The organism is Bradyrhizobium sp. STM 3562, from assembly GCF_045571435.1.
Taxonomy (GTDB): domain Bacteria; phylum Pseudomonadota; class Alphaproteobacteria; order Rhizobiales; family Xanthobacteraceae; genus Bradyrhizobium.
Genome location: NZ_CP120694.1, coordinates 7472738 through 7486844, shown reverse-complemented (window position 1 = coordinate 7486844; position 14107 = coordinate 7472738). Strand labels below are relative to the sequence as shown.

Genomic DNA, 14107 nt, shown 5'->3' with positions numbered 1-14107 from the left:
CGAAAGGATCGTTACCCTTTCTTTAGGCCAATTGCTCCCTGTGGTTATGGGTCCCGGATCGGCGCGCGCTGTGGCGCGCTTGTCCGGGACGACAAGGCGTCATTTTCCGATTCAGCTTTCAAACAGCAGAAGCAAAACGAGCTAGCGTTCTCGCGGCGCTGCTTTCGCCCGAGCTTTGCATCGTCATCGCCCTCCGAAGATGCAGAGGGCGCAGGGAAGGCCGGGTGACCGCTGCACCCGGGGTCCCCGCGCAGAAAAGGTGCGCGAGGCGCGCGTTGACCACAGGTACAGACGGAAACACTCCGGCCTTCCCTGCGCAGTGGTTTTACGGCTTACTTCGCGCTCTCCTCGGTGAACCGGCTTGTTTGCCACCGTCGCCGGCGCGATGCGTAAGCATCGTCGCCCGCTTGACGCCTGCATGGGTGCGCCAGGACCACACGACTTGGCCGTCCGCGAGAAAGTCCGCTCGTCTGTCGGCATTCTCGCGGCCACCGCAGCCCGCCTCGCGTGTCGTGACGATCGCGATACGCCCCTCCGCAATCGAGGCGGGATATGCTGACAATACGGTAAATCCGAATTTCGGAAAAGGAGAAAATTTTTACATCGAGGGCTTGACGGGAATCCGTGCAAACGGCCCGTCGGGCAAATCAGTTGGCTCGCCTGCATGCACGGCCAAGCGTCGCGCCATTACGGCGGCGAGTCGCCAAGCCGATGCCTATGTCCGCTCTACTCACAAAGCAGCCGAGTTCGCGTGGCGATGTGATATGTCGCGATGGGCCAAAACGCGACTTAGGCGAGGCGCGAGGGCAACGCTCAGCGCCGAACCTCGCCGAGGCCACGCAGCGACAATGACGAAGTCGATCGTTGAATGTCGTGTCAACGTGGGTTGCGAATTGCGTTACGTCTCTCGAAACACTTGACGGGCTCACCGGCTCGGCATTTCGATCAACGCATCACGAAGCCGCCGTCCACTGAGATGGACTGGCCGGTCACATAGCTCGCAGCGTCGCTGCATAGCCACAGAACCGCATTGGCGATTTCCTCGGGGCGTCCAACACGCCCCATCGGAATGCTTTTTTCCATGGCCTTGAGGGCATCGCCTTGCCCGTCGGCCACCATCTGGTCCGCCATCGGGGTCCATATCAATCCCGGGCAAATGGCATTAACGCGGATGCCACGCGTTCCATATTCGAGCGCTGCGCTTTTGGTGAGCCCATGGATACCGTGCTTGGCGGTGGGCGGAGCATCACGTTCGGCCAGGGTGGTGGGCTTGTCGACCGCGTGCGGCAATGGCAGGATTGCCTTATCTCAGGCAATATCGGACATCGGGCCATGCCGCAGATCAGGCTATGGGTGTACGACGACATTCTGGCGTCCAGCGTCGCGGGCATCGTCGACGTCTTCATGGCCGCCAATGCCGTCTGGAGCGAGCGGAACGGCCGCACCAGCAAGCCGCCCCTGCAGTGGCGGATCGAATCGCTTGACGGAAAGCCGGTGCGGACGGCGTCCGGCCAATTCGTGAGCGCGGATGGACCGATCAATACAAGAGCGAGTGCGGATGCGATCGTCGTGCCGGGGCCGTTCGTCGCGGACATCGAGCGGTTCTTCGCACGGACGGATATCCTGACGCCCCTCTGTGCCGCGCTGCGCCGCCAGCACGAGCGCGGCGCGCTGCTTGCGTCCTACTGCACCGGCAGCTTCATCCTGGCCGAGGCCGGCCTGCTCGACGGCGGGGTGGCCACCACGCATTGGGCGAGGGCGAGAGTCTTCGCTAAGCGCTATCCGCAAGTCGACCTGCGGGTCGCCGAGATCCTCACCGAACAGAACAACATTCTCTGCAGCGCCGCGGTCACCACTTCGCTCAATCTCGCCCTGCGCATGGTCGAGAAGTTCGTTGGGCCGCAGGTCGCGGCCGAGACCGGGCGGCTGATGCTGATCGAGGCCAACCCGGCCTCGCAAGCCTCTTATGCTCTGATGGAGAGCGGGCGGCAGCATTCGGATGCGCTGGTGGCGCGGGCGCAGCGCTTCATGGAGAGGTCGCTGCGTGAGGGCTTCGACCTCGGCGAGCTGGCCCGGCATCTCGCGGTGAGCGAGCGCACCCTCAACCGCCGCTTCAAGCTCGCGACCGGAGCGGCGCCGCTGCAGTACCTGCAGAGCCTGCGCGTCGACGTCGCCAAGCGGCTGTTGCAAAAGGGCGGATTGATGGTGGACGCGGTCGGCGAGCGCGTCGGCTATCGCGATCTCTCGACCTTTCGTCGCCTGTTCAGGCGCGAGACCGGACTCTCGCCGCGCGAGTACCAGCGCCGGTTTTCGCACCACGACCGCAGCCGCGCCTCATCAGGCGCAAGCGCGGCCGTTCGCTGACGCGGCCGGCGGGCTTGTCCGATTTTGCTCGAAAAGTGGCGATACCGCCACTGTCTCAGGAGAAGGGCGGCGCTTAGACCTCTCGCACCCAAGCAACGAGGAGGTCAGCCATGCCTATGATCGACGTCACCATTCCCGAAGGTGCCCTGAAGCGGGAGGCCGAGGAGCGGCTGCTCAAGGAGCTTGGCGACATCCTGATCGGCCATGAAGGGTTCAGCCCCGACAACGAGGTGGCGCAAAGCGTCACGGTGATATTCCTGCACCGGCCGGCCGCCGTCTTCGTCGCCGGCGCGCGCTCGCCAAGCCCGCGCTATCGTATCGTTCCGACGGTGCCGGAAGGCCAGTATACCGAGGCATCGCGGGCGGCTCTGGTGAAGGACGTCACGCTGGCCGTCGTGCGGGCCGAGGGCGGCACGTACGAAGATGTGGCGCCGCGGGTGTGGGTCTTCCCGACGGAAATTCCCGATGGCGAGTGGGGCAGTCGCGGCGTCATCCGGCCGCTGCCGGATATCCAGGCCTTCATTGCCGGCGAGCACGAACGCAAGGTCGGACTTGAACGGCTCGCCAGGCGGCGGCGCGTCAAGGCGCTTCAAATGCTGGAGGGAGCACTCGACGCAGCCCGTAGTGGCTTGGCCGCGGATTAGAAACGGTGCGAGCTCAACGTGGTCCGGCCGGCGACATCCAATCGAACTCATGCGATAGGTGAGCAGGCCTCGCGGCACACGGGCCGGTTGGCCGATGCGCGATCATGAGCGCGCGGCCGACCGCGCCTTGACAAACTTGGCGGCGATCTTGTCAGCCAAGGACGGTTCGTCGCGCACCAGGCGGAAACCGAGATTGCTCGGCGGCGTGCCGGCCGCGCAGCCGCCGGCGCGGGCGTCGCGGATGAAATCGGTGACATAGGCGCGGTGCGCGCCTTCGGCGACGCGGACGCCGCAATTGGCATTTGTCTTCACCACATGGCCTTGCTCGTCAAGTACGCTGCGGTCGAAGCAGGTCGTAGTCCATTCCCACACATTTCCCGCGAGATCGGAGAGCCCGTTCTCATTGATGCCGAAGGCGCGGAAAGGGCGTGTCGCGGAATCGGCATCGCGCGCGGTCTCGCGCTCATATCTGGCGATCCAGCGCTTGGCGGGATCGTCGAGGTCGACCGGCACTCCGTCATCGACGAACTTGCTGCCCGCGGCGAAGGCCCATTCCTCGTCCCTCGGCAAGCGATAGTGTTCTCCGGTCTTGCGCGACAGCCACGCGGCATAGGCGTTGGCGTCGTGCCAGTTCACCTGGACCGCGGGACGGTCGATCGCAACGATGACGCCTCGGTCGAGCGCGGAGCAGGCGCCATCGTCGACGCAGGCCTGATAGTCGGCCGAAGAGACCTGGTGCTTCATGATCGACAGCGGCTTTGGGAAATGCAGCCGCTGCAGCGGCGCTTCCGCCACTTTCCCGGAGCGGGTGAAATCACCGGCCGCGCGATAGGATGTCGTGCCCGCAGCCACTTCGACCATTTCGATCATCATCGGCTGGCCGGCGGCAAGATTGTGCCTTGAACTGTCCGACAGCATCGGCACTAGCGCGAGTGGTCCGGCGAGCCCCGCGGCGCACGCAAGCGCCAGCTTGAGTTTGAACGCGATCAACATGGCTCGTCCCCAAGGAAAAAGGGGCCGGTTGGTCGCCGGCCCCTTGCGATCAGTTCGTATCGGCGGGCGGAATTTCGGCCGGCGCCTTCACCTGGGTCATCAGATCGTCGTTCCACTTGCCTTCGACCTTGAAGTGCGCGGTGGCGCCGAGATCGGCGGCTTCGATCAGGTTGTGCGTGACATAGGCGTAGATGCCGGGCTGCAGGAACTTGTACAGCGCAGCTCCCGCCGAGCCGCCGCGGATGAACCAGGTCTCAAGGCCCGTCTCCGGCGCGTTTCCGAACTTGCCGGTCTCCCAGACATAATCGCCATGGCCGCCGATCAGATGCGGACGGCTGTCGCGATTGGCTTGCGAATGCACGATCAGCACGTTCTCGCCGACCTTGGCCGTCAGCGCGTTCTTGCCGGTCAGCGCGCCGACCTTGCCGTTGAACACGACATGCGTCGGGATCAGCTTGCGCATCACCTCCTCGGTGTCGTTGTAGGCTTCGCCGGGCGAGTCGTAGGACTTGAAGTTGCCCTTGTCGTCGCGCGGGATGTAGAGGTCCTGCTCGCCGATATAGTAGACGCGGTCGTAACGCAGCGGATGGCCGTGACCGTCATTCAGCCCATCGCGCGGCAGCACCATCACCGCGCCGTTCATGCCGGAGACGACATGCCAGGGCGTCATCGGACCGCCGGGGGCGCAGTGATAGACGAAGACGCCGGTCCGCGTCGCCTTCCACCGCAGCACGACCTGTTCGCCGGGATTGATCAGCGTCAGTCCGGCGCCGCCGAGCGCGCCGGTGGCGGAGTGGAAGTCGATGTCGTGCGGCATCGAGTTGCTGGCGGGATTGACCAGCGTCACCTCGACATAGTCGCCTTCATGCACCACCATCAGCGGGCCTGGAACGGAGCCGTTGAACGTCATCGCCTGCAAGGTGGTGCCCTTGTCGTCGATCACCATCTTCTTCTCCTCGATCACGAGCTTGAACTCCATGATCTTGGGGCCCTGCTTGGTGGCCTGTTCGTGAGGATGCACGAAGGGCGGCGCGACCAGGTCAACCTTCTGACGCGGCAAATTCGGCTCTAAAGCAATTGCCGGCGTCGCCAGCATCAGGACTGCGGCGGCGGCGCTGAATAAAGCAGCTCTGCGGGTGAACATCGGAATCGTCCTTGCTTGTTCTGACCCGGAGATTCTGCGCCGATCGCTGCAAGCGTGTTTGCGCTGCGACAACGTTCTGCTGTCCTGCAGCATCAGGAAGAATACGTAAGAAAAATAGTTTAGGAAGGATATTTGGCGCGCCGGGCGAGATGATGTCCATCATCTCGCCTGAGGTTGCATGATAGTTCTGGTGAAAGCGGTCAGCGCAGCAGGATTGGCGAGACCACGTCAACCGTGTCGGAGGCGGAGAGCCGGATTCTAAGTCCGAGCGACCAGCGGCCGGCCAGCGGCGCCGACATCTTGACCCGCCATTGGTCGCCACTGACGCGCTCGGCGTCTTCCGTCACGGGCGCGATGCCATGCTCGGGATCGGCCAGCGTGACCGAGACCGCCTCGGCGCTCAGCGGCAGTTCGTCGGCGTTCTCGAGTTGGATGGCGATTTCGACCGGTCCGGCGCGGCCGGGCGACACCGTGACATTGGCCATCGCTTTCACCGCATGCAGATGGGTGAAGAAGCTATCGTCGTCCACCGGCGCAGCCGCGGCCATCGTCGTCGCCGGCTCCGCGGCCCGCGTGGCAGGCGCCTGCGCGCCGAGGCTCTGGACCTCGAACATGACGTTCATTGCGCCGGCCTGTTCGAAATCGAGCGTCACCGGCACCCGGTCGCCCTGCCTGAACGCCGCGTTGATGCCCTCGAACATCAGATGCGTCCCGCCTGGCGCCAGAGTCACGCTGTGGCCCGGCTCGATGATGAGACCGCCCGCGGCCGGGCGCATGGTCATGATCCCGCCGATCATCGCCATCTGGTGAATCTCTGTTCGTTGCGCGAGGCTGGTCGAGGCGGACAGCAGCCGCTCTATCCTATCACCGCGGTTCTTGATCGTGAGATAGCCGCCGGCAACCTTGGCGCCGCCGGGAGTGGCGCGGCTCCAGGGCTGGCTGACGATGAGGCTGCCCGGCGCGGCATCTTCCGCTGGTGATGGTGAACTTAGAAAGCACGAGACCATCGCTGCGCAAGCCAATGCGCGCATCGTTCCAATCATCGTCGGTCCCTTCGCGAAGCGCTACAGCAGTTTGAGTGTAAGCCAGACCGCGATCCACAACACGACGGCCAGGAAGAACGCCGTCGCGAGGAATGCTGCGACGACCCTGCCGATCGCACCGTTGTTCGTGGCTAGCGGGCCGGTCCAGGGCGGATCATTGTCAAATCGCGGAATGTGGCCGCGAATGCCCAGCGTGGCGAACAGCACGTCCAGAACGCAAAAAGCCATGATACCGGCTCCGGCTGATCTTTCTGTTGGCTATGCTGGCCCAAAATGGGTTATGCCTGTTTGCGCGAACGCAAACTTGGGCTTGGAAAGTTTGGGCTTGGAACGCCAACATTTTCCGGCTTGGTTCCGGAAATCTGCTCCGGCTTTGAGCGAGCGCAAGGTTACTTTCTCGTCTTGAGCTATCCGCGGTTTCAGGCAGGCTCGGACTGCCTGCGGTTCGATTCGAAATGACGGGTTGGAAATGAAGGCAGATCTTGCGGCTTGCTACGGACAGGAGCGATTGCCGAGATACACGAGCTATCCGACGGCTCCCCATTTCTCCGATACGGTCGGGCCGGACGAGTACGCGCGCTGGCTCACGGCCATCCCGCAACACGCCACCGCCTCGCTCTATCTGCATGTGCCGTTCTGCCGCTCCATGTGCTGGTACTGCGGCTGCCACACCACGGTCGCCCGCCGCGCGGAACCGATCGCCGTTTACGAGGCTGCGCTCCGCTGCGAGGTCGAATTGATCGCGCGGCGGCTCGATCGCCGCATGAAGGTCAGTCACATCCATTTCGGCGGCGGCACGCCGACCATCATGGCGCCGGAATCCTTCACCGACCTGATCGGGACCCTCAGGCAGTCTTTCTTCGTGCTGCCCTCGGCCGAGATCGCCATCGAGATCGACCCGCGCACGCTCACGGGCGCCATGATCGACGCGCTGGCGCTCGGCGGCGTCAACCGGGCGAGCCTGGGCGTTCAGAGCTTTGATCCCGTCGTGCAATACGCGATCAACCGCGTGCAGACCTTCGACGAGACCGCGGCCGCGGCCGACAATCTGCGGCGTGCCGGCATCTCTGCCCTCAATTTTGATCTGATCTACGGCTTGCCGCACCAGACCATCGCCTCCTGCCTCGACACGGTGCGACGCTGCCTGGAACTGCGTCCCGAGCGCTTTGCCGTGTTCGGCTATGCGCATGTGCCGACATTCAAAAAACATCAGCGCAAGATCCAGGACGACTGGTTGCCCGACAGCGTCGAGCGCTACAATCAGGCTTGCGCGATCGCCAACGCACTGAAGGAAGCCGGCTACATCCAGATCGGGCTGGATCATTTCGCGCTGCCGTCCGACGACATGGCGATGGCGCTGCGCGAAGGCAGCCTGCACCGGAACTTTCAGGGTTACACCACGGACGACAGCACCGTCCTGCTGGGCTTCGGCGCCAGCGCCATCGGACAATTGCCGCAAGGCTATGTGCAGAACGAGGTCCGGATCAGCGCCTATTCCGACGCGATCGCGTCAGGCAAGCTCGCGACCGCCAAGGGCTATGCCCTCACCGAGGACGACCGGCTGCGCGCCGAGATCATCGAGCGTATCATGTGCGATTTCAGCGTCGATCTCGGCGCCATCTGCGCGCGCCATGGATCAGGCGCGGACGCGATGCTGGACGCTACGCCGCGGCTGAAGGAATTGGTCTCCGACGGCGTCGTGAAACTCGACGGCACTTCGCTGAAGGTGGCGGAGAACTCGCGCTTTCTGGTACGCAGCGTGGCGGCGGCCTTCGATGCGCATCTCGATCAGTCCAAGCGGCTGCACAGCCGCGCGGTGTAGTAGCCGGCAAGCTTGCGCCCGGACAAACAGGCCGGAGCGCAGTGGCGGTAGCGTTCGCTTCCGAACGGAGGCGACCATGGCTTTCTCGCTTTGCGATCTCGTCGACGACGTGATGCGTGCATCGCCGCAGACGATCCGCGTGTTCCTGCAGTTCAAGATGGGCTGCGTCGGCTGCCCGATCGCGAGCTTCCACACGGTCCAAGATGCCTGCGGCGAGCACGGCGTCGACCCAGATGCCTTCCTGCGCGCGCTCCGCGGTGCCAGCCTCGCGGCTTAGTCTTACTGTGTCAGTAAACCCTCATGGTGAGGAGGCGCGAAAGCGCCATCTCGAACCATGAGGCCCCGACACCGGCCTTATCCTTCGAGACGCTTGCTGCGCAAGCTCCTCGGGATAAGGGGATAGAGCCGCTTGTAACGCAGTAAGATTAGGAGCTGCCGTTGTCGCCGGCGGCCTGCTCGGCGAGCAGAAAGATCTTGTGCGGCTCGCGCAGCACGATGCGCTGGCGTCCGCCTTCGATGAGCCCTGCCTGCTCCCATCCCGACAGGATGCGGCTGACCGTGTGCAGCGTGGTTCCGGTCATCTGCGCGATGTCCTGGCGGCTGATCGGAAAATCGATCTCGACGCCATGCTCGAGCTTGCGCCCGGATTGCTTGGCGAGCCGCAGCAGCGCATGCGCGATGCGTTGCTCGACCTGCTGGGTCGACATTTCAATGACGCGCGTATGCGTCTCCTGCAGCCGGTTCCCGACCGTCTGCAGCGTATTGGCGGCGAGCTGCGGAAACCTCGCCACCAGCCGCGGCCAGGCCGCCGAGGGCCAGGCCAGCACGACACTTTCGTCGACGGCGGTTGCCGTCGCCGGATAGTGCTGCAGGCCGATCGCAGGCGCCACGCCAAAGATCTCGCCGGGTCCGACATAGCGCACCACGATCTGCTCCCCGCTCGGCGTGGTCTTGCTGGCGCGGACATGTCCGTGCAGCAGCAGGAAGAAGGAGGTCGCGTCGGCGCCCTGCTCGAACACTGCGCTGTTCTTGGGGTAGCGGGTGGAACGGGCCTCGCGCAGCACCTCGGCGAGATCCTCGCCTCCCAAGCCGGCAAACAGCGGCAAATGCGCAACCAGCGAACTGTCGACTGTGGCCATGTCCTCGCTCCGCAGGGCGGTGTCGGTAGGATGTAGACCGCGCCGGTGCCCCCCGATCAAGCGGAAGTTTGACCGGGCACAACAATTGCCCCCATCTGTTCTGCATAAATCAAAGCAAATAGCCCCACGACGGGGCGCGACAATCATTTTGGAGCAAGCTTACATGGCGGTTCCACGCTATCGCGACTATCGGGGCTGGCCCGTGCTGGCGGCCGGCTTTCGCCCGTTCTTCCTGCTTGGCGCGGTCCAGGCCGGCCTCGCGATCCTGATCTGGTTGCCGGTGTTTTATGGCGAATTGCGGCTCACAAGCGCCTTTGCGCCGCGCGACTGGCATGTGCACGAAATGCTCTATGGCTATTTGCCCGCGGTGATCACCGGCTTCCTGTTCACGGCAATCCCGAACTGGACCGGGCGGCTGCCGATCCAGGGCCTGCCGCTCTTGAGCCTCGTCCTGGTCTGGATCGCCGGCCGCATCTTCGTGGCCTTCTCCGCCGGGACAAGCTGCTGGCTCGCAATGCTGGTGGATGCGAGCTTCCTGGCCCTGGTCGCTGCGGCCGCGGCGCGGGAAATCGTCGCGGGCAAGAACTGGCGCAACTTGACCGTGGTTGCGCTGGTGTCGGTCCTGTTGGCCGGCAACGTCGCGTTTCATCTGGAGGCGCATTTCGCCGGCGGCGCCGATTACGCCATCCGCATCGGGATCGCGGTCGTGGTGCTGCTGATCTCGCTGATCGGCGGGCGCATCATCCCGAGCTTCACGCGCAACTGGCTGGTGCGCGAAAATCCCGGTCGGCTGCCCGCGCCGTTCGGCCGCTTCGATAGGGTCACGCTGGCGCTGAGCGCGCTTGCGCTGCTCGCCTGGATGATCGCTCCGGATCATCCTGTTGCCGGCGTCGTGCTGGGCGTGGCCGGCGTGTTGCACTTGCTGCGGCTGGCCCGCTGGGCAGGCGGGCGCACGCTTCGCGAGCGGCTGCTGCTGATCCTCCATGTCGGCTATGCCTTCATCCCGCTCGGCTTCCTGCTCAATGCGGCGGCCGCGTTCGATATCGTTCCGATCAGTGCCGGGATCCACGCCTGGATGGCGGGCGGCGCGGGTGTGATGACGCTTGCGGTGATGACGCGCGCGAGCCTCGGCCATACCGGCCAGGAACTCACGGCCACCCGCACGACACAGGCGATCTATCTCGCGATCATCATCGCCGCGATCGCACGCATCTGCGCGGTGCTTCACCCGGCGCAGAGTGACGCCCTGCTGCACATCGCGGGCTTTGCCTGGGCGGCGGCATTCTTCGGTTTTGCCCTCGCATACGGGCCGCTCCTGCTCGGCAGCCGCCGTCGCGCGGCCGAGCGCAGGGCGCCGGCCTGAGCTTCCCGATTCGAATCATGCCTTACGCCCGTGCCAGCGCGCGGGCGAACACCACTTCGACCAGGGTGCCGGAACGCCCCCCGGTCTTGATGTGGAATTGCGCGCGATTGGCCTCGACCAGCGCTTTGGTCAGCGACAGGCTCACCGGCGAAATGTCGCTCGCCTTGTCCGATGGTGGCGGCGTGCGGAACGGCTCGAGCGCGGCGACAACCTCGTTGTCGTTGAGCCCGTTGCCGGTGTCGCGCACGCGCAAGACCACTTCGCCGTAGTCCGATAGCGCGGTGGAGACGATCACCTGGCCGCCGGGATTGGCCAGGTGCATCGAATTGCCGATCAGGTTCATGGTGATCTGCTTGAGCGAGCGCGCGTCCGCCACCACCGGCGGCAACAGATGCGCAAGCGAAGTGCGGATGATGATCCGCTCCCGGTTGGCCTGCGGCTGCATCACCGAGACGCAGCTTTCGACCAGCTCGTTGAGGTTCTGGCTGGTGAAGGCGAGGTCGAGCTTGCCGGTCTCGATGCGCGAGAGCTCGGTGAGATCGTTGATGATGGCGATCACGCGCTCGCCGGAGGCGCGGATGTCCTTCAGGTATTCGAGATAGCGCTCATTGCCGAGCGGCCCGAAACGCTCGCCGATCATCACCTCGGCAAAGCCGATGATGGCATTGAGAGGCGTGCGGACCTCGTGGCTGATCCGCGCCAGCATGTCCGCCTTGGCGCTCGCCGCGCGCTCGGCCATTCGCCGCGCCTCGCGCAATTCGCCGTCACTCTTGCTCTGCGGCTGGTCGCGGAACACCGCGAAGAAGTTCGGCCCCTCCGGGCGGGTCCGTCCCATTGTCATCGACAGCGGGATGATGCCGCCCCGGATGACGCGGCCGAGCACGTCGCGGCCGGCATCGAGCACGATGGCGGCGCCGGCATCCGTGATGCTCTGCAGATAGTCCAGCACCTCGCGCTGGCTTTCCGGCGCGAACAGATCGGCGAGATTGCGTTTGACGAGCTCGTCGCCGTCATAGCCGAACAGCGCCTCGGCGCTGCGGTTGCAGGCGTGGATATTGCCGGCCGCATCGAACATCAGGATGCCCTCGGCGGTAGTGTCGAGAATGGCGGCCAAATCCTCGGCGCTGGCGTGGCCGATTTCGGCCGGCGGGTTTGCGGCAGCGGGTGGGGGCGCCGGTGGTTCAGTATCAGGTTGCACGCCCAGTCCCGGGGTGAACATCAGGGCGAGGGCGGACTCGCCGTCCCAGGAAATCGTGAACAGCCGCGCGGTCGTGGCGGCCGTGTGCTCGCCCGTCGCCTGGTTGGCCGCAATCGTGACCGGGGTGCCGGCTTGCGATGTGCTGCTCGGCGCGGACACCACCGGATCGACATAGAGCGCATCGAGCCCGCCGGCCTGTTCGAGTTCATGCAGGCTGGCATAGCCCATCCGCTCGAGGAACGCCGGGTTGGCGTAGAGCAGGCGGTCCAGCCGGTAGATCAAGACGCCGGTCGGCAAGAGATCGAGCAGCGTGCGGTCGCGCCCGGTCTCGCCTTGCGCCGGCGGCTCGGGCGTGATCAGCCATTCCGCCTGAGGCGGTGCCGGCAACTCCTGCACGGATTCGGGGCTCTCGGCCGCGACGTTCTGTCCCCCGCCGCCTGTGGTCTCGCTGCCATGCGGCTCCGGCTCGGCGGCGGCGTCACGCTCCAGACGCGCCGACAATTGGCGGGCCAATTCGTTGAACGCGCTGTTCTCGATGGCAGAGAGCGCCGGCGACTTCGGCTCGCCTCCCAAGGGGCGGAACGGCACGACGTTTGGCGGGGTTTCCACAGGCTCATCCAGATCGGTTGGTGGTGAAGTCTCGTCGGTGGCGGCCGTCGCGGATTCGATCGATGATTCGGACATCACATCGCGTTCGGCGGGCGGAACTGCGGCGCTGGCGTGCCCTGAATTGGTCGGGACGATGTCGGCCGAAAGCGGCTTGGCGGTTTGCGCGGGATGCTCGCGTTCGTAGTGGCGAAACGCCGCCAGGCGCGCGAGCGCATCGAGATCGCGGCAGACGCCAAAGCCGCGGAAGCCGGCAAAATCCCGGTTGCGATTGAACGTGGCAAGACCTGCGAGCTCGACCGGCAGGCTGCCGCCGCCCTCGACCGGCCAGCTCAGGATGATGCCGCTCCAGGTGTCGCGCGTCGCAAATGCCGTCATGACCCGGCCGTCCGGATCGAGGCCCAGCGTGCGTGCGATCTCCGGCCAGCTCTGGCCGAGCACGGCCGCAGTCGGGGCACCCGCGAGCGCGATGAATTCCTCCGAGGTCACCGTGAAATGGGCCTCGGCATCCATCTGCCAGACAAAGCGCAGCGGATGCGCGCGCGGCTCCACCGCGGGGTGATCGAGCCATGCGGCGGCCGCCGCCTCGGGCCCACTCGGCGCCGCCGCGGCTTGGTCGGGCGATGGTGCATCGCTTTCGTCTGCCGGCTCATCGGCAACGGCCGCGACGTAAGGCGAAGGCTCGGGATCCGTTCCCGCGGGCTCCGTCGCCGGATTTGGCGCGGGAGCGGTGTCCGCGCCTTGGGTGTCTGCGGCGGCCTCGATCAAGGCAAATTCTGCGGGCGCTTCGCCGGACAGGGCCGGCTGTTCATAGGGCGGTGTCTGCATTGGCGGCTCGACCGGTTCGCTTGGCTCGGCTGGCGCGGCTACGCGTGATGATGTCATCAACGCCACAAGGGCGGCATCGGTGCCGAAGCCGACTCGCTGCAGCACAATATGGCCGATCGCGGTCACTGTCTCAAAGCGGCCCGCGGCGAGTGCGGCGCCGCCGGCCTGCTCGAGCCCGGCCTCGGCAAGATTGCGGAAAATGCTCAGCGCCTGCGCCGCCGCGCTCGCCGCGACCAGCATGCCGTCGCGTGCGAACACGGCGATCGGCGTGTCGATACCCCCGATCAGGCGCTGTAGCCGATCGAGCAGCGGCATTGTGCGCTGGTGCGACTCGACGGGCGCGATCAGCACGCCATGGCTGCCGTCGAAGAAATCGATCCGCCTGCAGGCGCAAGTGACGAGCATGCCCGGGCGCGCGCCAAAACCGCGCAACCGCTGCAGCCGAGTCGCGCCATTCGGCGGCAGCTTGCCCACGAGTTGGACGATCTGGCGGCGGTGCACATTCGCCGGTCCAAACGGCTTCTTTGCAAGTTCAACTCCGTTGGCCGCTCCGAACAGTTGTGCGCCGACGGGATTGGCCCAGAGAACCCGCGTGCCGTCCGTCGACCACAGCCAGGCCGGCAGCGGGCTGGTCGCATGCACAGCGAGCCGGGGATCGCTGAGGCCCTGCAACTGGAATTCCGTAGTGTTCATCGTGACGACTGGACCGGCTGATCTGCGGCTTTGGCCTTGGTGGGAAGCAATGGTGAATCGGCCGCGCGCGTGACAGCCTTAACGCAAGGTTAGTATCGCCCGGCGGGAATGTCAGGTCCACGGCCGGTCGCCTCCGCCCCCTGCGCCAAGCGGCGATAACCTTAATTCATCGGTCTCGTCGAACCCCGGCTGCGCCTCTGGCGTTGAGGGTGTTGCAGAACACAATCAAAGGTTCCGCGCGAGAAAGGCGGGCGGGCCGTGTTCTTGCGT

The 14107-nt window shown here is 65.2% G+C and carries 13 protein-coding genes; 5 read left to right on the top strand and 8 right to left on the bottom strand.

What is annotated here, in order from left to right; translation table 11 throughout:
* Positions 1-945: 945 nt before the first annotated feature.
* Positions 946-1290 carry an SDR family NAD(P)-dependent oxidoreductase gene (locus P6U23_RS34635; protein WP_407176791.1) on the bottom strand — a complete coding sequence of 115 codons (345 nt, stop codon included), beginning with the start codon at positions 1288-1290 and terminating at the stop codon, positions 946-948.
* Here P6U23_RS34635 and P6U23_RS34630 point away from each other — a divergent pair.
* Both P6U23_RS34630 and P6U23_RS34625 read left to right on the top strand, forming a co-directional pair.
* Complete coding sequence (locus P6U23_RS34630; protein ID WP_407176790.1) at positions 1216-2364, top strand: GlxA family transcriptional regulator; 1149 nt, start codon at positions 1216-1218, stop codon at positions 2362-2364. The genes P6U23_RS34635 and P6U23_RS34630 overlap by 75 nt on opposite strands.
* Positions 2365-2474: 110 nt before the next feature.
* Positions 2475-3008 (top strand): 4-oxalocrotonate tautomerase family protein, encoded by a 534-nt coding sequence (locus tag P6U23_RS34625; protein WP_407176789.1) that lies wholly within the window; start codon positions 2475-2477, stop codon positions 3006-3008.
* Positions 3009-3110: 102 nt separating this feature from the next.
* Here P6U23_RS34625 and P6U23_RS34620 read toward each other — a convergent pair whose 3' ends face one another.
* From P6U23_RS34620 to P6U23_RS34600, 5 genes are read right to left on the bottom strand one after another with little or no spacing between them, the layout of a single operon-like run.
* Positions 3111-4001, bottom strand: coding sequence for an SUMF1/EgtB/PvdO family nonheme iron enzyme (locus P6U23_RS34620; protein WP_407176788.1), 891 nt, complete (start codon positions 3999-4001; stop codon positions 3111-3113).
* Between the two features lie 49 nt (positions 4002-4050).
* Positions 4051-5145 (bottom strand): copper-containing nitrite reductase, encoded by a 1095-nt coding sequence (gene nirK, locus P6U23_RS34615; protein ID WP_407176787.1) that lies wholly within the window; start codon positions 5143-5145, stop codon positions 4051-4053.
* Positions 5042-5308: a hypothetical protein gene (locus tag P6U23_RS34610; protein ID WP_407181790.1), complete on the bottom strand. Its 267-nt coding sequence runs from the start codon at positions 5306-5308 to the stop codon at positions 5042-5044. The genes nirK and P6U23_RS34610 overlap by 104 nt, the downstream gene beginning before the upstream one ends.
* Before the next feature lie 37 nt (positions 5309-5345).
* Positions 5346-6176, bottom strand: coding sequence for a copper chaperone PCu(A)C (locus P6U23_RS34605; RefSeq protein ID WP_407176786.1), 831 nt, complete (start codon positions 6174-6176; stop codon positions 5346-5348).
* Between the two features lie 33 nt (positions 6177-6209).
* Entirely contained in the window at positions 6210-6416 is a 207-nt protein-coding gene (locus tag P6U23_RS34600; RefSeq protein WP_407176785.1) for a hypothetical protein, read from the bottom strand.
* 241 nt (positions 6417-6657) lie between these two features.
* On the opposite strand from P6U23_RS34600, the gene hemN reads away from it, so the two are divergent.
* Positions 6658-8010, top strand: a complete 1353-nt coding sequence (gene hemN / locus P6U23_RS34595) for an oxygen-independent coproporphyrinogen III oxidase (RefSeq protein WP_407176784.1) — start codon at positions 6658-6660, stop codon at positions 8008-8010.
* Between the two features lie 76 nt (positions 8011-8086).
* A complete protein-coding gene (locus P6U23_RS34590; RefSeq protein WP_407176783.1) occupies positions 8087-8287 on the top strand; it encodes a DUF1858 domain-containing protein in 201 nt (66 codons plus the stop codon).
* Positions 8288-8435: 148 nt separating this feature from the next.
* On the opposite strand, the gene P6U23_RS34585 is transcribed toward P6U23_RS34590, so the two are convergent.
* Positions 8436-9149, bottom strand: coding sequence for a Crp/Fnr family transcriptional regulator (locus P6U23_RS34585; RefSeq protein ID WP_407176782.1), 714 nt, complete (start codon positions 9147-9149; stop codon positions 8436-8438).
* Between the two features lie 163 nt (positions 9150-9312).
* On the opposite strand from P6U23_RS34585, the gene P6U23_RS34580 reads away from it, so the two are divergent.
* The gene (locus tag P6U23_RS34580; protein ID WP_407176781.1) at positions 9313-10512 is read left to right on the top strand and encodes an NnrS family protein; all 1200 of its coding nucleotides are present in this window, start codon (positions 9313-9315) and stop codon (positions 10510-10512) included.
* Between the two features lie 22 nt (positions 10513-10534).
* Here P6U23_RS34580 and P6U23_RS34575 read toward each other — a convergent pair whose 3' ends face one another.
* Positions 10535-13837: a PAS domain-containing protein gene (locus P6U23_RS34575; protein ID WP_407176780.1), complete on the bottom strand. Its 3303-nt coding sequence runs from the start codon at positions 13835-13837 to the stop codon at positions 10535-10537.
* Positions 13838-14107 lie beyond the last annotated feature (270 nt).